This window comes from Paraburkholderia sp. 31.1, assembly GCF_014397645.1.
Lineage (GTDB): Bacteria > Pseudomonadota > Gammaproteobacteria > Burkholderiales > Burkholderiaceae > Paraburkholderia > Paraburkholderia tuberum.
This window is the reverse complement of sequence record NZ_VZQN01000046.1, coordinates 39,992-59,829: the sequence shown is the minus strand read 5'-3', so window position 1 is coordinate 59,829 and position 19,838 is coordinate 39,992. Positions and strand designations below refer to the sequence as shown.

The 19,838-nt window shown below is 64.9% G+C and carries 18 protein-coding genes; 10 read left to right on the top strand and 8 right to left on the bottom strand.

The annotated features are described in order from the left end of the window. Positions 1–409: 409 nt before the first annotated feature. Together F6X37_RS29195 and F6X37_RS29190 are read left to right on the top strand one after the other, a co-directional pair. Positions 410–985, top strand: coding sequence for a ComEA family DNA-binding protein (locus F6X37_RS29195; RefSeq protein ID WP_184064883.1), 576 nt, complete (start codon positions 410–412; stop codon positions 983–985). A gap of 102 nt (positions 986–1,087) precedes the next feature. Then, positions 1,088–1,519: a YidB family protein gene (locus F6X37_RS29190; RefSeq protein WP_018418148.1), complete on the top strand. Its 432-nt coding sequence runs from the start codon at positions 1,088–1,090 to the stop codon at positions 1,517–1,519. A 179-nt stretch (positions 1,520–1,698) separates the two neighbouring features. Here F6X37_RS29190 and clpB read toward each other — a convergent pair whose 3' ends face one another. Then, positions 1,699–4,296, bottom strand: a complete 2,598-nt coding sequence (gene clpB / locus F6X37_RS29185; protein WP_187613706.1) for an ATP-dependent chaperone ClpB — start codon at positions 4,294–4,296, stop codon at positions 1,699–1,701. A gap of 170 nt (positions 4,297–4,466) precedes the next feature. Beyond that, positions 4,467–4,997 (bottom strand): Rrf2 family transcriptional regulator, encoded by a 531-nt coding sequence (locus tag F6X37_RS29180; protein ID WP_187613705.1) that lies wholly within the window; start codon positions 4,995–4,997, stop codon positions 4,467–4,469. Between the two features lie 266 nt (positions 4,998–5,263). Here F6X37_RS29180 and F6X37_RS29175 point away from each other — a divergent pair, with 266 nt between their 5' ends. Further along, a complete protein-coding gene (locus F6X37_RS29175) occupies positions 5,264–5,818 on the top strand; it encodes a group III truncated hemoglobin (RefSeq protein WP_187613704.1) in 555 nt (184 codons plus the stop codon). A 72-nt stretch (positions 5,819–5,890) separates the two neighbouring features. On the opposite strand, the gene F6X37_RS29170 is transcribed toward F6X37_RS29175, so the two are convergent. From F6X37_RS29170 to F6X37_RS29145, 6 genes are all read right to left on the bottom strand, one after another. After that, positions 5,891–6,367 (bottom strand): molybdenum cofactor biosynthesis protein MoaE, encoded by a 477-nt coding sequence (locus tag F6X37_RS29170; RefSeq protein WP_184064873.1) that lies wholly within the window; start codon positions 6,365–6,367, stop codon positions 5,891–5,893. Between the two features lie 56 nt (positions 6,368–6,423). Then, complete coding sequence (gene moaD / locus F6X37_RS29165) at positions 6,424–6,681, bottom strand: molybdopterin converting factor subunit 1 (protein ID WP_090804599.1); 258 nt, start codon at positions 6,679–6,681, stop codon at positions 6,424–6,426. A 45-nt stretch (positions 6,682–6,726) separates the two neighbouring features. Beyond that, entirely contained in the window at positions 6,727–7,971 is a 1,245-nt protein-coding gene (gene glp / locus F6X37_RS29160) for a gephyrin-like molybdotransferase Glp (protein WP_187613703.1), read from the bottom strand. Positions 7,972–8,184: 213 nt separating this feature from the next. Continuing rightward, complete coding sequence (thrC, locus tag F6X37_RS29155) at positions 8,185–9,636, bottom strand: threonine synthase (RefSeq protein WP_187613702.1); 1,452 nt, start codon at positions 9,634–9,636, stop codon at positions 8,185–8,187. A gap of 8 nt (positions 9,637–9,644) precedes the next feature. Next, positions 9,645–10,976, bottom strand: a complete 1,332-nt coding sequence (locus F6X37_RS29150; protein WP_187613701.1) for a homoserine dehydrogenase — start codon at positions 10,974–10,976, stop codon at positions 9,645–9,647. A gap of 102 nt (positions 10,977–11,078) precedes the next feature. Next, the gene (locus F6X37_RS29145; RefSeq protein WP_090804591.1) at positions 11,079–12,326 is read right to left on the bottom strand and encodes a pyridoxal phosphate-dependent aminotransferase; all 1,248 of its coding nucleotides are present in this window, start codon (positions 12,324–12,326) and stop codon (positions 11,079–11,081) included. Between the two features lie 449 nt (positions 12,327–12,775). Between F6X37_RS29145 and F6X37_RS29140 the strand changes: the two genes are divergently transcribed. The 7 genes from F6X37_RS29140 (at position 12,776) to F6X37_RS29110 (ending at position 19,836) form a co-directional block, all read left to right on the top strand. Then, on the top strand, positions 12,776–13,150 hold the full coding sequence (locus F6X37_RS29140) for an Mth938-like domain-containing protein (RefSeq protein WP_090804589.1): 375 nt from the start codon (positions 12,776–12,778) through the stop codon (positions 13,148–13,150). Positions 13,151–13,245: 95 nt separating this feature from the next. Next, positions 13,246–15,093 (top strand): ArnT family glycosyltransferase, encoded by a 1,848-nt coding sequence (locus tag F6X37_RS29135; protein ID WP_187613700.1) that lies wholly within the window; start codon positions 13,246–13,248, stop codon positions 15,091–15,093. A 24-nt stretch (positions 15,094–15,117) separates the two neighbouring features. Next, on the top strand, positions 15,118–15,489 hold the full coding sequence (locus F6X37_RS29130; protein WP_013089326.1) for an SMR family transporter: 372 nt from the start codon (positions 15,118–15,120) through the stop codon (positions 15,487–15,489). Positions 15,490–15,665: 176 nt separating this feature from the next. Further along, positions 15,666–16,817 (top strand): DegT/DnrJ/EryC1/StrS family aminotransferase, encoded by a 1,152-nt coding sequence (locus F6X37_RS29125; RefSeq protein ID WP_187613699.1) that lies wholly within the window; start codon positions 15,666–15,668, stop codon positions 16,815–16,817. Between the two features lie 6 nt (positions 16,818–16,823). Beyond that, on the top strand, positions 16,824–17,867 hold the full coding sequence (locus F6X37_RS29120) for a glycosyltransferase (RefSeq protein WP_184029067.1): 1,044 nt from the start codon (positions 16,824–16,826) through the stop codon (positions 17,865–17,867). After that, entirely contained in the window at positions 17,864–18,793 is a 930-nt protein-coding gene (locus F6X37_RS29115; protein ID WP_187613698.1) for a formyltransferase, read from the top strand. Before F6X37_RS29120 ends, F6X37_RS29115 begins: the two co-directional genes overlap by 4 nt. After that, the gene (locus tag F6X37_RS29110; protein WP_090804581.1) at positions 18,790–19,836 is read left to right on the top strand and encodes a bifunctional UDP-4-keto-pentose/UDP-xylose synthase; all 1,047 of its coding nucleotides are present in this window, start codon (positions 18,790–18,792) and stop codon (positions 19,834–19,836) included. Before F6X37_RS29115 ends, F6X37_RS29110 begins: the two co-directional genes overlap by 4 nt. Positions 19,837–19,838 lie beyond the last annotated feature (2 nt).

Sequence of the window (19,838 nt, the reverse complement as noted above, 5' to 3'; positions counted from 1 at the left end):
CCGAAAGAGTGACGGTGAGCCGGGCGCCAAGACCATCTGGCGAGGGCTCGATCAGGTACTCGCTGCCGCTGACACGCTACGCGCGCTCCGCGAAGGGCTCGGCTAATGACTTCTGTATAACGCTATGACTCTAAGTCAAGCGTCGGACGCTGTCATTCCTTTGCGTTGCTCATTCTTTATCGCAGACGAGTTATCGCGATCGATATCGACCGATAAATTCACCGGCACTGCATGCCGCCAAAAGCTTTAAATATTGTGTGGTGGATTTACTTGTCATCAATCGATCGGTATAAATCGTCCGCTATCTCAAATCGGGCCTGCGATTTGTCCTATGCTTAAACGCAGCGCCCGCTGACAGGATAGGTTGTCCGTTCCCGGCTAACTTTTTGCCCTCAATGGAGTGCTTGCCATGCTGAAGAAGCTTTTCATGCTTTGCGTCGCTGTGGCTTTGTCGCTGTCGGCCGGATTTGCCGCGGCCGTGGAAGTGAATACCGCCGATCAGGCCGCGCTCGAATCGGTCAAGGGCATCGGCCCCGTGCATGCGAAAGCGATTGTCGACGAACGCGCCAAAAACGGCCCGTTCAAGAACGCCGACGATCTCGCCGCGCGTGTGAAGGGCATCGGCCAGAAATCGGTCGAGAACCTCGAAGCGGCCGGACTGACGATCAACGGCTCGTCGGCACCGCCGACCGGCGCGAAGACGTCCACCAAGCCGGCCACGAAGACCACACCGGCGGCTCCCGCGGCAACCACCGCCGCCGCGCCCGCTGCCACGACGGCAGCGCCGGCCGCGGCTGCCCCCGCCTCGGCCGCGAAGCCGTCGAAGTCGAAGAAGAAGGACAAGGCCGCAGCATCCGAAGCGGCAGCCGCTTCGGCTCCGGCCGTCGCGGCTAGCGCACCGGCCGACGCGTCCGGCACCAAGGCTTCGAAGAAGAAAGCGAAGAAGAGCAAGGCGGCATCCGCCGCGGCTGCGTCCGGCGCTTGAGCCCGGCGGGGCTGCCGCCCTTGCGTTTCACCGCGACGCGCAACCGCGCGTCGACGTCACCCGCCCGGCCGTCATACGCGCCGGCATTGAAGAGAGACCGTCATGAGCCTACTCGACACCATCGGTTCCCTGCTTGGCAAATCGCCAGAAGGCGGCGGCCAGCAAGCGCTGATCGCCGCCGCGCTCGAATTCGTCAACAACCAGCCTGGTGGCCTGAACGGCCTGATCCAGCGCTTCCAGGAAAAGGGCCTCGGCGACGTCGTGTCGTCGTGGGTCGGCAATGGAGAAAACCAGCCGATCGCACCCGACGCGCTGCATAACGTGCTGGGCTCGGAAGCCGTGACCGGTCTCGCCGCCAAGGCCGGCGTCCAGCCGGATCAGGTGACGGGTCTGCTGTCGCAGATCCTGCCGCACGTCGTCAACGCGGCCACGCCGGAAGGCGAAGTGCCGGCCGATGGCAAGCTGAACGCGACCACGGTGCTCGGCGCGCTCGGCGGCCTGTCGGCGCTGCTCGGCAACAAGGGCAACGCTTGAGCACGCTGTGCGCCATGCGCTGGCGGCTTGCAGAGACCTTCGCTCCACGGTGATGCCACCGGTTTGAAATCGGCGGGCAAAAGAAAACCGGCAACGAAGTCACCTTCGTTGCCGGTTTCTTAACGTTGGCGGGAACGACTCGCCTGCCGTCGTCCCTTCGCATCATCAAGCCATCGCCTTCAGTGCACGACGCGCTCGAACAGCAGCTTGCCGTCGTCCACTTCGACCGGAATTACATCCTTCGGACCGAACTTGCCGGCCAGAATCAGCTTCGCGATCGGGTTCTCGATCTCCTGCTGGATCGCGCGCTTCAGCGGCCGCGCACCGAACAGCGGGTCGTAGCCGACCTTGCCGATGTGCTCGAGCGCCGCGTCCGACACCACCAGCTGCATGTCGAGCTTCGCGAGCCGCTCGTGCAGACGCTGCAGCTGGATCCGCGCGATCGACTGGATGTTCGAGCGATCGAGCGCATGGAACACGACGACGTCGTCGATCCGGTTCAGGAACTCGGGCCGGAAGTGCAGCTTCACCTCTTCCCACACGGCGTCCTTCACGGCTTCCTGCGGCTCGCCGACCATCGCCTGGATTACCTGCGAACCGAGGTTCGAGGTCATCACGATCACCGTGTTCTTGAAGTCGACGGTGCGGCCCTGGCCATCGGTCATGCGGCCGTCGTCGAGCACCTGCAGCAGCACGTTGAACACGTCCGGATGCGCCTTCTCGATTTCGTCGAGCAGGATCACGCTATACGGCTTGCGGCGCACGGCCTCGGTCAGATAACCGCCCTCCTCGTAGCCGACGTAACCCGGCGGCGCGCCGATCAGACGCGCGACGCTGTGCTTCTCCATGAACTCGCTCATGTCGATACGGATGAGATGCTCTTCCGAATCGAACAGGAACGACGCCAACGCCTTGCACAGCTCGGTCTTGCCGACGCCGGTCGGCCCGAGGAACAGGAACGAGCCATACGGACGGTTCGGGTCCGAGAGACCCGCGCGCGAGCGGCGAATCGCATCGGCGACCGCGCTGATCGCCTCGTCCTGGCCGACCACGCGCTCATGCAGCTTCGACTCGATCTGCAGCAGCTTTTCGCGCTCGCCCTGCATCATGCGCGACACCGGAATGCCGGTGGACCGCGACACGACCTCGGCAATTTCTTCCGCGCCGACCTGCGTGCGCAACAGACGCGGACGCTTCGGACTGTTCTGCTCCTCGGCCTCGGCGCGCGTTACTTCCTTCAGCTGCGCCTCGAGACCCGGCAGCTTGCCGTACTGCAACTCGGCCACCTTCTCGAGCTTGCCCTCACGCTGCAGACGCACGATTTCCGCACGCGTCTTCTCGATCTCTTCCTTCAGTTGCGCGCTGCCCTGCACCGCCGCTTTTTCCGCGGTCCAGATTTCATCGAGGTCCGAATATTCGCGGTTGAGCCGCTCGATTTCCTCTTCGATCAGCTGCAGACGCTTCTGCGACGCTTCGTCCTTCTCCTTCTTCACCGCTTCGCGTTCGATCTTCAGCTGGATCAGACGACGGTCGAGTCGATCCATCTCCTCCGGCTTCGAGTCGATTTCCATCTTGATCTTCGACGCGGCTTCGTCGATCAGATCGATCGCCTTGTCGGGCAGGAAGCGGTCCGTGATGTAACGATGCGACAGCTCGGCGGCCGCGACGATCGCCGGGTCGGTGATGTCGACGCCGTGGTGCAGCTCATAGCGCTCCTGCAGACCGCGCAGGATCGCGATGGTCGCCTCGACCGACGGCTCGTCCACCAGCACCTTCTGGAAACGGCGCTCGAGCGCGGCATCCTTTTCGATGTACTTGCGGTATTCGTCGAGCGTGGTCGCGCCGACGCAATGCAGCTCGCCGCGCGAGAGCGCCGGCTTCAGCATGTTGCCCGCGTCCATCGCGCCTTCGGCCTTGCCGGCGCCGACCATCGTGTGAATCTCGTCGATGAAGACGATGGTTTGCCCTTCGTCCTTCGCGATGTCGTTGAGCACCGCCTTCAGGCGCTCCTCGAACTCGCCGCGATATTTGGCGCCCGCGAGCAGCGCGGCCATGTCGAGCGACAGCACGCGCTTGTTCTTCAGCGTTTCCGGCACTTCGCCGTTGACGATGCGCTGCGCGAGCCCCTCGACGATCGCGGTCTTGCCGACGCCCGGCTCGCCGATCAGCACCGGGTTGTTCTTGGTGCGGCGCTGCAGGATCTGAATGGAACGGCGGATTTCGTCGTCGCGGCCGATCACGGGGTCGAGCTTGCCTGCGCGGGCGCGCTCGGTCAGGTCGATCGTGTATTTCTTCAGCGCTTCGCGCTGGCTTTCGGCGTCCTGGCTATGCACCTGCGAGCCGCCGCGCACCGCGGCGATCGCGGTTTCGAGCGCCTTGCGCGACAACCCATGCTCGCGCGCGAGACGGCCGGCCTCGCCTTTGTCGTCGGCGACCGCGAGCAGGAACATTTCGCTCGCGACGAACGTGTCGTTGAGCTTCTGCGCTTCCTTATCGGCCTGGTTCAACAGACCGGTCAGTTCGCGGCCGATCTGCACGTTGCCATCGGTGCCTTGCACTTGGGGCAGCCGCGTGACCGCGTCGTTCAGTGCGATTTGTAGAGGTTGTACATGCACGCCGGCGCGCGACAGCAGCGAGCGAGCGGAGCCGTCCTGCTGCGCGACGAGTGCCGCGAGCACGTGGACGGGTTCGATGTACTGATTGTCGTGGCCAACCGCCAGACTCTGGGCGTCCGCGAGCGCTTCCTGGAATTTAGTGGTGAGTTTGTCGATTCTCATCAAGAGGCCTCCAATTTCGATTACCACCAAAATGAGGCGTTTTATTAGGGTTTCAAGCGCTTTTTTGGCCTCGGTCGCAACTATTTAACATTTGAGCGCAAGAACTGCCGCGATCCTTCCCCAGTGGCGCGGCCGGGCGGGTTTGCGCACCCGGGAGCCGGCCGGATGTTCTAGTTCTTGCGGCCCAGCGTCGCCGGACTGCCGCCGCGCGTGCTATCCGATATCACCGTAATCGGCAGCGGCACCATCTGAATCGTGGAGCCTAACCCGAGCAACGCCGCGAGCGGACTTTTCGGTTGCGCGACTTCGCCGATCGTAAAACGATCGAGCTCGGCGAGAAAAGCGAGGTTCGCCGCCTGCAACGCGCCACGCAGCCGGCACTGCGTCGTGATGACGCAAGGCCGCTGTCGGCCCTGCCGGTCCGGCAGACAGCCGACCAGCGCAAAGTCGCTTTCCGTGACCCGCACCACGTCGCCGACGCTCAGCGACAGCGATTGCGCGCCGAGCCGCAAGCCGCCGTTGCGGCCGCGCACGGTTTCGACCCAGCCGAGCTCGCCCAGCTGCTGCACGACCTTCATCAGATGGTTCTTCGAGATGCCGTAGGCTTGCGAAATGTCCTGAATCGTCGATAATCCGTCGCCCCGCACCGCGAGGTACAGCAGCACGCGCAGCGCGTAATCCGTATAGTCGGTAAGTCTCATAGGTCCCGGTATAGCTTGAAAGGCGGCGAGCAAGTGCCTTGAACGTCCCGATAACCGCGTCGAGGCACGGGTTGCCGGGAACGAGCGCTACGCCCTGACACGACTGGCTGGCATGACTGGCCGGCGGGCGTCGTTCCCCGAATCGCGCTGCAAAACTGTTTCGGATAGCAATAGTAGCTTTTTCCGCATCAACCGTTTGTTAGAAAAACGGGGGGGTCAAGGTTCAGTTCAGCCGTCATCGGCAACCGCAATTTTCCGGAATCCGCATGAATCCGTCTTTCCCCGCCGCGCCGCCGGTCGAACGCGCGGCCGAACCCACCGACGCCAATATCGGCGACCTCGTCTATGGCTTTTACGATCGCGTGCGTGCCGACCCGCTGCTCGGTCCGGTCTTCGACGCGAAGCTCGCGGGCCGCGGGGACGACCATCTGCCGAAGATGTGCACATTCTGGAGCAGCCTCGTGCTCGGCGCGAAGCAGTATCGCGGCAACGTGCAGCAGGCGCATCAGCCGCTCGAAGGCATCGAGCCGCAGCATTTCAGCCGCTGGCTGTATCTGTTCCTCGATACGGTCGAATCGCGCTATCAGCCGGCCGCGGCGGTCCGTTTCATGGAGCCGGCGCTGCGGATCGCGCAGAGTCTGCAACTGAGCCGTTTCGGCTGGGATTACAAGATCCCGCCGGAGCAGCAGGCGCTGCTCGAGCGGGTGGCGCCGAAGCGTCGGCCGCGAGATGGCGACGTTGACGACGATGGCGAGCATCCGTCGCGACCGGCTGGGGAGCCGTTCCCGGTGCCAATCATCGGACGCTCGCGGGACGAGTGAACGTCGACGCGCCGACGCCCCTCACACAAAGACGCCGCGTGCGCCGTCGCAACTCCGCGGCCCGCGACTCGTTTACTCCGGAGTCCGATTTCCCGATTCGATTCCCCAGCGCGCGAGCGCGGCATCGTCGGTCACGCGCGCGTCGACCCAGCGCTCGCCCGCGTCGGTTTTCTCCTTCTTCCAGAATGGCGCTTCGGTCTTCAGATAGTCCATCACGAATTCACACGACGCAAACGCGTCGCCGCGATGCGCGGCCGTCGTCGCAACGAGCACGATCTGATCGAGCGGATACAGCTTGCCGACGCGATGCACGATCAGCACCTCGATGCCCGGCCAGCGTTCGCGCGCACGCTCGACGATCGCCTCGAGCGACTTCTCCGTCATGCCCGGATAATGCTCGAGCTCCATCGTCTCGACCGCGCTGCCCTCGTTGAGATCGCGCACGGTGCCGACGAAGCACGCGAGCGCGCCGATCCTCGGATTGCGCGCGCGCAGCGCGGCCACCTCGGCGCTGAGGTCGAAGTCTTCGGTCTGGACGCGAACGGGCATGGACGGCTCCTGAGGGCTTTTGTCGCTGGCGTGAACGTGATGTGCGAGAGCGCGGTTCAGCCGCCGGTGACGGGCGGAAAGAACGCGACCTCGCAGCCCTCGGTGATGCGGGTGCTCGCGCCGGTCATCACGTGGTTGCAGGCCATGCGCAGCGCGCGGCCTTCGGCGAGCGTCTCGGCCCAGATGCCGCCACGCACGCGCAGCCACGCACGCACATCGCCGACGGTCGCGATGCCGTCGGGCACCTCGACGCTTTCGTCGGACGTATTGAGCGCTTCACGCACGCTCGCAAAATATCGGAGTTCGATCTTCATCGGGATACCGCCGGTCTACGCCGCGCATGCCGCGCACGACCGGCCTCAGTTCAACAGTTCGGAAAACGGAATGAAGCGCACGGTTTCGCCGGCGCTGATCGCGTGGTTCGGCGGATTGTCGATCAGACCGTCGCCCCACACGGTCGACGTCAACACGGCCGAACTCTGATTGGCAAACAGATCGAGCCCTCCCGCCACGTTGACGCGCGCGCGCAGGAACTCGTTGCGGCGATCGGCCTTGCCCTGCGTGAAGTCCGCGCGCAGCGACAACGCGCGCGGCGCGACCGCCTGCACGCCGGCCAGCCGCAGTACGAACGGACGCACGAACAGCAGGAACGTCACGAAGCTCGACACCGGATTGCCGGGCAGGCCGATGAAAAACGTTTCGGCCGGCTCGCCCCCATTTGCACCACCCGCACCACCCGCACCACCCGCACCACGCCGCACCGCGCCGAACGCGAGCGGCTTGCCCGGCTTCATGGCGATCTGCCACATCGACAGACGCCCTTCCGCCTCCACCGCTGGCTTCACGTGATCCTCCTCGCCGACCGACACGCCGCCGCAGGTGAGAATCAGATCGTGCGCCTCGGCGGCTTCGCGCAGCGTCGCGCGGGTCGCGTCGAGTTGATCGGCGACGATGCCATAGTCGGTCACGTCGCAGCCGAGCTTCTCGAGCAGGCCGCGCAGCGTGAAGCGATTCGAGTTGTAGATCGCGCCGGGCTTCAGCGGCTCGCCGGGCATCGTCAGTTCGTCGCCGGTGAAGAATACGGCGACTTTCACGCGGCGGCGCACCTCGAGCCGCGCGCATCCGACCGACGCGGCAAGCCCCAACGCCTGCGGCGTGAGCCGCGTGCCGGCCGGCAGGATCACCGAGCCCGCGCGAATATCGGCGCCCTGTGCGGTGATCCACTCGCCCGCCTGCGGACGATGCACGATCGTCACCTCGTCGCCAGCCGCCTCGGTCTGCTCCTGCATCACGACCGCGTCCGCGCCGGCGGGCACCGTCGCGCCGGTGAAGATGCGTGCCGCGCTGTTGGGCGCGAGCGGCGTCGGCGCATGGCCGGCCGGAATGCGTTGCGAGACCGGCAGGCGGCTACCGTGCGCGAGATCGGCGATGCGGACCGCGTAGCCGTCCATCGCGCTCGTGTTCATCGGCGGCACGTCGAGCGGCGACGTGACGTCGGTGGCGAGCACGCGATTCAGCGCGTCGAGCGTCGGCAGTGTTTCGATACCGTCGAGCGCGCGCGCGGCGTCGAGCAGGATCGCCAGCGCATCGGCAGTGGCGAGCATCGGGGCGCGGGGCGTGGGTGTGGACATCTGGAGGGTGGAAGCCGCAGGTTAAAAGAACATTGTAGCGGCCGATGCCGTTAGCCTGGGCGGCCGGGCGTTATGGGGAGCTTTGGGTGTTTTTCGATGCGTGGCCGCGGAGGGTGCGGCCAGCGTTTTCTCGTAGTGCGGGCGTGAGCGTCGATCAACGCGAAGCGACACGCGGCCCGCTCGCCCTTATTCGCCGGTATTCGCGACGATGAAGTCCTTCACCCGCTGCGCATCCGCGGGCACGACCTCGAAGCGCTGCGGCAGCGACTCGAGCCCCGAGAACGCCGCCGGCCGCTCCGGCTCGCGTAGCAGCGCCTCGCGGATCGTCTCGCCGAACTTGATCGGCTGCGCGGTCTCGAGCACGATCATCGGAATGCCGGGCTGCAGATGCTCGCGCGCGACCTTCACGCCGTCGGCCGTGTGCGTGTCGATCATCGTGTCGTAACGCTGGAACACGTCGCGGATCGTGTCGACGCGGGTGTCGTGGCTGCTGCTGCCTGACACGAAACCGAACTCCTTTACGCGCGCGAAGTCGCCACTTGCCGCGAGATCGAAACCGCCCTTCTCCTCGACGTCGCGGAACAGTTGCAGCACGCGCGCCGGATCGCGGCCGAGCAGGTCGTACACGAAGCGCTCGAAGTTCGATGCCTTCGAGATGTCCATGCTCGGGCTGCTCGTGTGATACGTCTCGGCCGCCTTGCGTACGCGGTAAATACCAGTGCGGAAGAACTCGTCGAGCACGTCGTTCTCGTTGGTCGCGACGACGAGCTTCTCGATCGGCAGACCCATCATGCGCGCGATATGACCCGCGCACACGTTGCCGAAGTTGCCCGACGGCACCGTGAACGACACGCGCTCGGCGTTCGACTTCGTCGCGGCAAAGTAGCCCTTGAAGTAATAGACGACCTGCGCGACGACCCGCGCCCAGTTGATCGAGTTGACCGTGCCGATCTTGTACTTCGCCTTGAACGCGTGATCGTTCGACACCGCCTTCACGATGTCCTGCGCGTCGTCGAACACGCCTTGCACCGCGAGGTTGAAGATGTTCGGGTCTTGCAGGCTGTACATCTGCGCGGTCTGGAACGCGCTCATCTTTTTGTACGGCGACAGCATGAACACGCGGATGCCCTTCTTGCCGCGCATCGCGTATTCAGCGGCGCTGCCGGTGTCGCCCGACGTCGCGCCGAGAATGTTCAGCGTTTCGCCATGCTTCGCGAGCGCGTACTCGAACAGGTTGCCGATCAGCTGCATTGCCATGTCCTTGAACGCGAGCGTCGGACCGTTCGACAGTTCGAGCAGCGACAGCGGCGCGCCGTCTTCGACGCCGAGCGTCTTCAGCGGCGTGATCTGCGCGGCGCTTTCGTCGTCGCGCACGTTGCAGTAGGTCGCCGCCGTGTAGGTCTTGCCCGTCAGTGCGCGCAGGTCGTCGGCGGGAATGTCGTCGCAGAACTTCGACAGGATCTCGAAGGCGAGATCCGCGTACGGCAGCGTGCGCCAGCGCGTGAGTTCGTCCGGGGTGACGCGCGGATAGTCGGCCGGCAGATACAGGCCGCCGTCTTTCGCGAGACCGCCGAGCAGGATCTCGGAGAAGGTATGGCGCTCGCCGGCTCCGGCGCCGCGCGTGGAGAGGTAGTTCATAGTTCGGCCTAGTTCAGCGCTTCCATGCGCAGCTTCGTGACTTGCGAGACGACGGTCTCGAGCGCCTCGATCGACCTGATCGCGGCATTGACCTGCTTTTCGACCGTCTCGTGCGTGATCAGCAGAATGTCGGTTTCGCCCTTGCCGTTCGCGTCGACGAGCTCCGATTCCTTTTGCAGCAGCGCGTCGATCGAAATGCCGGTGTCCGCCAGAATGCGCGTGATGTCGGCGAGCACGCCGGTCACGTCGGCAACGCGCAGGCGCAGGTAGTAGCCGCTCGTGACTTCTTCGATCGGCAGGATCGGGGTGTTCGACAGGCTGTCCGGCTGGAATGCCAGATGCGGCACACGGTGCTCGGGGTCGGCCGTGTGCAGACGCGTCACGTCGACGAGATCGGCGACCACGGCGGAAGCCGTCGGCTCGGCGCCCGCGCCCTTGCCGTAGTACAGCGTCGTGCCGACCGCGTCGCCATGCACGACGACCGCGTTCATCGCGCCTTCCACATTCGCGAGCAGGCGCTTTTCCGGAATCAACGTGGGGTGCACGCGCAGCTCGATGCCCTTGTCGGTGCGTCGCGTGATGCCGAGCAGCTTGATGCGGTAGCCGAGCTCCTCGGCGTATTTGATGTCGATCGCGGCGAGCTTGCTGATGCCTTCGACGTACGCGCGGTCGAACTGCACCGGCACGCCGAACGCGATCGCGCTCATGATCGTCGCTTTGTGCGCCGCGTCGACGCCCTCGATGTCGAAGGTCGGGTCGGCTTCTGCGTAGCCGAGCTCCTGCGCGGCCTTCAGCGCGGTCGCGAAATCGAGCCCGCGGTCACGCATCTCCGACAGGATGTAGTTCGTCGTGCCGTTGATGATGCCCGCGATGTACTGGATGCGGTTCGCCGTCAGCCCTTCGCGCAGTGCCTTGATGATCGGAATGCCACCCGCCACCGCCGACTCGAACGCGACCATCACGCCGTTCGCGCGCGCCGCCTCGAAAATCTCCGTGCCATGCACCGCGAGCAGCGCCTTGTTGGCGGTGACCACGTGCTTGCCGTTGTTGATCGCGCGCAGCACGAGGTCGCGCGCGATGCCGGTGCCGCCGATCATTTCCGCGACGATCGCGATCGAAGGATCGTCGACGACCGCGTTGAAGTCATCGGTCAGTGCCACGCTGCCGGCTTCGCCGCCGAGCGCCGCGGTCACCTTGGCCGGGTTGCGCACGGCAATGCGCGCAATCTCGATGCCGCGACCCGCGCGACGTTTGATTTCTTCCTGATTGCGGCGCAGTACCGTGAAGGTCCCACTGCCTACCGTGCCGAAGCCCAGCAGTCCAACTTTGATCGGTTCCATGCAGCGTGTGTATCTAGTAGAGGTTTGAAAAGGGTGTCGGGGGTGGCACGAGCGGCGCGCCTCATTTGACACATCAGGCGCCACATCGTACGCGAGGCCGGCTCAGGCTGTGTGACGTTTGCGGTAGCCGTCGAGGAAGCGCGCGATCCGGTTGATCGAATCCGCGAGGTCGTCGACGTTCGGCAGGAACACGACACGGAAGTGATCCGGCGTCTTCCAGTTGAAGCCAGTGCCCTGCACGAGCAGCACGCGCTCTTCGAGCAGCAGGTCGAGGATGAACTGCTGGTCGTTCTGGATCGGATACACCTTCGGGTCGAGGCGCGGGAACATGTACAGCGCCGCCTCGGGCTTCACGCAGCTCACGCCGGGGATCGCCGTCAGCATGTCGTAGGCGAGCTCGCGCTGCTTGTACAGGCGCCCGCCCGGCACGATCAGGTCGTTGATGCTCTGATAGCCGCCGAGCGCGGTCTGGATCGCGTACTGGCCGGGCACGTTCGGGCACAGCCGCATCGACGCGAGGATGCCGAGCCCTTCCAGATAGTCTTTCGCGAGCCGGCGGTTCTCGCCGGTCAGGCCCGAAATGGCCATCCAGCCGGCGCGATAGCCGCACGAGCGGTAGCTCTTCGACAGGCTGTTGAACGTGACGGTCAGCACGTCTTCGGACAGCGACGCCAGCGACGTGTGCGTCTTGCCGTCGTAGACGATCTTGTCGTACACCTCGTCGGCGAAGATCACGAGGCCGTGCTGGCGCGCGATCTCGATCAGGCCGAGCAGCAGTTCGTCCGAGTACAGCGCGCCGGTCGGGTTGTTCGGGTTGATCACGACCAGCGCGCGCGTGTTCGGCGTGATTTTCGCGCGGATGTCATCGAGGTCGGGCATCCAGCTATTCGACTCGTCGCAGATGTAGTGCACCGGCGTGCCGCCCGCGAGGCTCACGCCGGCGGTCCACAGCGGGTAATCGGGCGCGGGCAGCAGCACTTCGTCGCCGTCGTTGACGAGGCCCTGGAGCGCCATCACGATCAGCTCGGACGCGCCGTTGCCGAGGTAGACGTCGTCCAGTTCGACGCCGTGCACGCCCTTTTTCTGCGTGTAGTGCATGATCGCCTTGCGCGCGGCGAACACGCCCTTCGAGTCGGAGTAGCCCGACGAGCTGGGCAGGTTCAGGATCATGTCCTGAATGATCTCGTCCGGCGCCTCGAAGCCGAACGGTGCCAGATTGCCGATGTTCAGCTTGATGATGCGGTGACCCTCTTCTTCGAGCCGCTTCGCATGTTCGAGAACGGGCCCGCGAATGTCGTAGCAGACATTCAACAACTTGTTGGATTTGAGAATCGGTTTCACGGCGGGCACTTCATCCTGGTTGATGGCTGGGGCAAACCTTGGGCAAACGGGGCCTGGCTGACGACGCCGGGCCGCTCTGATTCACCGCTACGGGGAATTCGGACGCGACGGCGACGGCGGCCAGCCGCGAAATGGGTCGAACTGTCGAGCGGCCGCGGCTTTCCGGGTTCCGGCGTGGAAAAAAACGCAGCGAAAGCGGGCGATGCCAACCCAGGTGGCCGGTGGGCCACGCCGATGCGCCCAGCGCGGCTTGTGGCGGCACTTGAGCGAGGGGCGCCGCAAGGCGGCTAAAAAGTTATAATTTAGCGGATTTTGGCCGACTTCCGCAATGCACCACCCGCATCGGCAAGCCTTTTCGGCCTTCTCGTGTGTGACACGCGTCGAACCGCGCGGCCTGTGCGACGTGCAGCCAGGCCGGCAACACGCATGACGTCTCACGACGACTTCGGAAAACCAATTTGAAACTACATCAGGATTCCAGCGGCGCGCTCAATACCGTTACCGGCTATGGCGCCGACTACGTCGAAATCAATCTGGTGCGTCACGCGGGCAGTATTCTCGTGCTGCCGGACGCGCCGGTCATTCCCTGGCCCGTCTCCTCGTTCGAGCAGTTGAGCGCCGAGCATTTCGCGATGCTGGTCGACGCCGCGCCCGAAGTGGTCGTGTTCGGCAGCGGCGAGCGGCTGCGCTTTCCGCACCCGCGCCTGACCGCCGCGCTGACCGCGAAACGCATCGGCGTAGAAACGATGGACTTCAAGGCCGCCTGCCGCACCTACAACATTCTGATGGCCGAGGGCCGCAAGGTCGCGGCCGCGTTGCTGATCGAGGCCTGAGCGTGCCTGGCGCCGGCGCGCCCGGCCGGCCCGGTTCTGGCCCCCCGCGTCGCGCCCGTGCGCGCGCCGTCGATAACAAGAAGGGTTGATATTTCATGAACGATACGCCGTCGAGGCTACCGCTCAATCGCACCGCGATCCTGTTGCTGGTGCTGGTTCTCGCCGTGATCTGGTTCGTGCCGCTCGGCTGGCGCCATCTGCTGCCGAGCGACGAAGGCCGCTACGCCGAAATGGCGCGCGAAATGTTCCTGACCGGCGACTGGATCACGCCGCGCTACAACGGCTACAAGTACTTCGAGAAGCCGCCGCTGCAAACCTGGGCGAACGCGCTGACGTTCGCGTGGTTCGGCATCGGCGAATGGCAGGCGCGTCTCTACACCGCGCTGACGGGCTTCGCCGGCGTGCTGCTGATCGGCTTTACCGGCGCCCGCGTGTTCAACGCGGCGACCGGCGTGTTCGCGGCACTCGTGCTCGCCTGTTCGCCGTACTGGAACCTGATGGGCCACTTCAATACGCTCGACATGGGCCTGTCGCTCTGGATGGCGCTCACGCTGTGCGCGCTGCTGCTCGCCCAGCGCCCGAACCTGCGGCCCCCATGCGTGCGCGGCTGGATGTGGGTGTGCTGGGCGTCGATGGCGCTGGCGGTGCTCTCGAAGGGCCTGGTTGGGCTGATCCTGCCGGGCGCGGTGCTGGTGCTCTACACGCTGATCGCGCGCGACTGGGCGCTGTGGAAGCGTCTGCATCTGGTGAGCGGGCTGATCGTTTTTCTCGCGATCGTGACGCCGTGGTTCGTCCTCGTGCAGCAGCGCAATCCGGAATTCCTGAACTTCTTCTTCGTCATTCAGCAGTTCAAGCGCTATCTGACGCCCGAGCAGAATCGCCCCGGCGCGTTCTACTACTTCGTGCCAGTACTGCTGGTGGGCTTCCTGCCGTGGCTGTCGGTAACCGTGCAAAGCGTGCGCCACGCGTGGCGCCAGCCGCGTCAGCCGAACAGCTTCGCGCCGGTCACGCTGATGCTCACGTGGATCGTCTTCATTTTCCTGTTCTTCAGCGCGTCGCATTCGAAGCTGCTGTCCTACACGCTGCCGATCGCGCCGCCGATCGCGATGCTGATCGGCATGTATCTGCCGCTCGTCACGCGCGAGCAGCTGCGCCGGCATCTGGCGGGCTACGCGCTGTTTTTCGTGGTCGCCGCGTTCGCGGCGCTGTTCCTGCCGCGCTTCGGCACTGCGCGCAATCCGGCCGAGCTGTATGCCGAATACCGCGTGTGGGTGCTCGCCGCGCTAGCCGTCGCGTTCGTGCTCACGCTGTTCGCGCTGTGGCTGAACCGCCGCGGCCAGGGCGGCGTGGGCGCCAACGCGCGAGTCGGTCTCGGCAGCCTCGCCGCGTTCGGCGCGGGCTGGCTGCTGCTCGGCACCATCGCGGGCACCGGCCACGACGTGTTCGGGCGCCTGAGCTCCGGCGCGCCGCTCGCGCCCGCGATCAAGGCCGAGCTCGCGAAGCTGCCGCCCGACACGCCGTTCTACTCGGTCGGCGTGCTCGACCACACGCTGCCGTTCTACGTCGGCCACACGATGATCATGGTCGCGCACCCGGACGAGCTCGCATTCGGCGTGTCCGTCGAGCCGCAAAAATGGGTGCCGACGATCGACGCGTGGATCGAGCGCTGGAAGGCCGATCGCTACGCCCTCGCGCTGATCCCGCCGCCGACCTACGACCGCCTCGTCAAGCAAGGCGTGCCGATGCAGGTGATCGCGCGCGATCCGCGCCGCGTGGTGGTGATGAAGCCGCTCGCCGACGCGGCTGCCGCCGCCCCGGCCGCAGCGGCGGCGGCAGCGGCAGCGCCCGCTACCCCCGCTAACGCCGCCTCGGCAGTCGTGGAAGTGAGGCCCGCGGCATCGGCCACGCCGGCCCCCGTCTCCACGCCCGCGGCAAAGCCCTAACCCTTTCGAGAACCAGACCGTTCGATGAACCCGATTTCCCTGTTCTGCATCCTGGCCGGCGTCACGCTGAATGCCGGCGCGCAGCTGCTGCTCAAGGCCGGCACGAATGCCGTTGGACACTTCGAATTCACCCGTGCGAACATCCTGCCCATCGGCTTCAAGCTGGCAACCCAGCCGCCGATCATCGGCGGACTCGCCTGCTACGTGATCAGCGTGGCGGTGTGGATCATCGGGCTCTCGCGCGTGGACGTGTCGATCGCCTATCCGATGCTGTCACTGGGCTACGTCGTCAACGCGATCGCCGCGTGGTACCTGTTCGGCGAAGTGATGTCGGTGCAGAAGCTGGTCGGCATCGGCATCATTCTCGTCGGCGTGGTCGTGCTCGCGCGCAGCTAGGCGCGGCGCCCCGCGTAGGAACCGGCGCGGCACACGCGCAGCCTAAGCGTGACGTAAGGTAGGCCGCGGTAAGCCGAGCGGTTGCGTTTTTTAAGCCGCGGCCTTGGGTTTGCGGGTAGTTTGTGGTTTACTTCGCGCCCGTCGGGCCGCGCCCCTTTCAATCGAGCGATGCATTCATGAGCCAGTCACAAGTCCCGTTTTTGCCGTTTGTCAAACCCGAGATCGACGAGGAAACGATCCAGGGCGTCGCCGACGTGCTGCGTTCCGGCTGGATCACCACCGGCCCGCAGAACCAGAAGTTCGAGGCCGCGCTGTCCGGGTTCTGCGGCGGCCGCCCGGTGCGCACCTTCAATTCCGGTACCGCGACGCTCGAAATCGGCCTGCGCATCGCCGGCGTCGGTCCCGGCGACGAAGTGATCACGACGCCGGCCACCTGGGTGTCGACCTGCAACGTGATCCTCGAAACCGGCGCGACGCCAGTGTTCGCCGACATCGACCCGATCACGCGCAACATCGATCTCGACCTGCTCGAAAAAGCGATCACGCCGCGCACCAAGGCGTTGCTGCCGGTGTTCCTGTCGGGCCTGCCGGTCGACATGGACCGTCTGTACGGGATCGCCCGCGCGCACGAGCTGCGCGTGATCGAAGACGCCGCGCAGGCATTCGGCTCCACCTGGAACGGCGAGCGCATCGGCAAGCTCGGCGACATCGTGTCGTTCAGCTTCCACGCGAACAAGAACCTGACCTCGGTCGAAGGCGGCGCGCTGGTGCTGAACAACGAGGAAGAAGCGGTGCTCGCGCAGAAGTACCGGCTGCAGGGCATCACGCGCACCGGCTTCGACGGCATGGACTGCGACGTGCTCGGCGGCAAGTACAACCTGACCGACGTCGCCGCGCGTGTCGGCCTCGGCCAGCTGCCGCATCTCGAGCGCTTCATCGCGCAGCGCAAGAAGCTCGTGCGCGCGTACTTCGCGCAACTCGAAGGCGGCGCGGCCGTTCAGCTCGGCGTCGGCCTGCCGCCCGCGGACTTCGAAAACAGCAACTGGCACATGTTCCAGATCACGCTGCCGCTCGAAAAGCTGTCGATCGACCGCGCCGGCTTCATGGGCGAGCTGAAGGAGCGCGGCATCGGCTCGGGCGTGCACTACCCGGCGCTGCACCTGTTTTCCCTGTACCGCGCGCGCGGCTTCAAGGAAGGCATGTTCCCGCACGCGGAGCGCTTCGGCGCCACCACCGTCACGCTGCCACTCTTCACGCTGATGAACGAAGGCGACGTCGAGCGCGTGTGCCGCGCGGTCAACGAAATTTGCGAACACTACGGAAAATAAGCGGACATGACTTATTCGGAACATCGCGCCGTCGCACCGGAAGTGTCGATCATCATTCCGGTGTACAACGAGGAAGCCGGACTGGCCGCGCTGTTCGCGCGCCTCTATCCGGCGCTCGACGCGCTCGGCACCGGTTATGAAGTGATCTTCATCAACGACGGCAGCCGCGACAAATCCGCGGCGCTGCTCGCCGGGCAGTTCCGCGCGCGCCCCGACACCACGCGCGTGATCCTGCTGAACGGTAATTACGGCCAGCACATGGCGATTCTCGCGGGCTTCGAGCAGTCGCGCGGCGACATCGTGATCACGCTCGACGCCGACCTGCAGAATCCGCCCGAGGAAATCGGCAAGCTCGTCGCGAAGATGCGCGAAGGTTTCGACTACGTCGGCACGATCCGTCGGCAGCGCCAGGACAGCCTGTGGCGCCGCAAGGCGTCGCGCGCGATGAATCATCTGCGCGAGCGCATCACGCGCATCAAGATGACCGACCAGGGCTGCATGCTGCGCGCCTACAGCCGCCATATCGTCGATACGATCAACCGCTGCGGCGAAATCAACACGTTCATCCCGGCGCTCGCGTACACGTTCGCGCAGAATCCGGTGGAAATCGAGGTCGCGCACGAGGAACGCTTCGCCGGTGAGTCGAAGTACTCGCTGTACTCGCTGATCCGTCTGAATTTCGACCTCGTCACCGGCTTCTCGGTGGTGCCGCTGCAATGGCTGTCGTTCATCGGCGTGATCCTGTCGCTAGGGTCCGCGGCGCTGTTCGTCCTGCTGCTGATTCGCCGTTTCATCATCGGCGCGGAAGTGCAAGGTGTATTCACGCTGTTCGCCATCACGTTCTTCCTGCTCGGCGTGATCATCTTCGCGCTCGGCCTGCTCGGTGAATACATCGGCCGGATCTATCAGCAGGTGCGTGCGCGGCCGCGTTATCTGGTGCAGACCATTCTCGAGCAACGCGACGGCGGGGCCGTCGCCGAAGCGCCGCGTCAGACCGTCGTGCAAGGCGTGCAGCCGGTGCCGGTCGCCGACCAGGGACACCATCCATGAAGCCGCGCGCCGTCGTATTCGCGTATCACAACGTCGGCGTGCGCTGCCTGCAGGTGCTGCTCGCGCGCGGCGTCGAGGTCGCGCTCGTCGTGACCCACGAAGACAACCCGAGCGAGAACATCTGGTTCGGCAGCGTCGCGTCGGTGGCAGCCGGGCACGGCATTGCCGTCGTCACGCCGGCCGATCCGAAGAGCCCCGAACTGCGCGCCGCGGTGAGCGCCGCGCGGCCGGACTTCATCTTCTCGTTCTACTACCGCCACATGTTGCCGCTCGACCTGCTCGCAATCGCCGCACGGGGCGCTTACAACATGCACGGCTCGCTGTTGCCGAAGTATCGCGGCCGCGTGCCGACCAACTGGGCGGTGCTTAACGGCGAAAGCGAAACCGGCGCAACGCTGCACGAAATGGCCGCGAAGCCCGACGCCGGCGCGATCATTGCGCAAACACCGGTGCCGATCCTGCCCGACGACACCGCCGCGCAGGTCTTCGACAAGGTCACGGTCGCCGCCGAGCAAACGCTGTGGCGCGTGCTGCCGGCGCTGCTCGCGGGCGAGGCGCCGCATCTGCCGAACGATCTCGCGCATGGCAGCTACTACGGCGGGCGCAAACCGGAGGACGGCCGCATCGACTGGAATCAGTCCGCGCAACAGGTCTACAACCTGATCCGCGCGGTCGCGCCGCCGTATCCGGGCGCTTTCACCGAGCTGAACGGGCGCCGTTTCATCGTCGCGCGCGCGCGTCTGGCCGCGCCCGGCGCGCTCCGCTCGGATTTGCCCCTGGGCCTGCACGTAAGCGATAATGCCGTATTCGCGATCTGCGGCGACGGCCGCGCGATCAACATCCACGAATTGCGGCATCAGCACGACGGCGGCGAGTCTGCCGTCAGTCCGGCGGAATTCGCCCAGCTCATCCAATCTCATTCATGAAAAAAGTCCTGATTCTGGGTGTGAATGGCTTCATCGGCCATCACCTGTCCAAACGCATTCTCGAAACCACCGACTGGGAAGTGTTCGGGATGGACATGCAGACCGAACGTCTCGGCGACCTCGTCAATCATGAGCGGATGCACTTCTTCGAAGGCGACATCACGATCAACAAGGAATGGGTCGAATATCACGTCAAGAAGTGCGATGTGATTCTGCCGCTCGTCGCGATCGCCACGCCCGCAACGTATGTGAAGCAGCCGCTGCGCGTGTTCGAACTCGACTTCGAGGCGAACCTGCCGATCGTGCGTTCAGCCGTCAAGTACGGCAAGCATCTGGTGTTTCCGTCGACCTCCGAGGTCTATGGCATGTGCACGGACGAGCAGTTCGATCCGGAAGAATCGCAGCTGTCGTACGGCCCGATCAACAAGCCGCGCTGGATCTACGCGTGCTCGAAGCAGCTGATGGACCGCGTGATCTGGGGCTACGGCATGGAAGGCCTGAACTTCACGCTGTTTCGTCCGTTCAACTGGATCGGCCCAGGCCTCGACTCGATCTACACGCCGAAGGAAGGTAGCTCGCGCGTGGTCACGCAGTTCCTCGGCCACATCGTGCGCGGCGAGAACATCAGCCTCGTCGATGGCGGCGCGCAGAAGCGCGCGTTCACGGACATCGACGACGGCATCAGCGCGCTGATGAAGATCATCGAGAACAAGAACGGCGTCGCCACCGGCAAGATCTACAACATCGGCAACCCGATCAACAACTTCTCGGTGCGTGAGCTCGCGCACAAGATGCTGGCACTCGCGGCCGAATTCCCCGAATACGCGGACTTGGCCAGGAAAGTGCAACTGGTCGAAACGTCGTCGGGCGCGTACTACGGCAACGGCTATCAGGACGTCCAGAACCGCGTGCCGAAGATCGACAACACGAAACAGGAACTCAGCTGGGCACCCACGTCGACTTTCGACGAAGCGCTGCGCAAGATTTTCGAAGCGTATCGCGGCCACGTCGCGGAAGCCCGCGCACTCGTCGAACAGCAATAAGG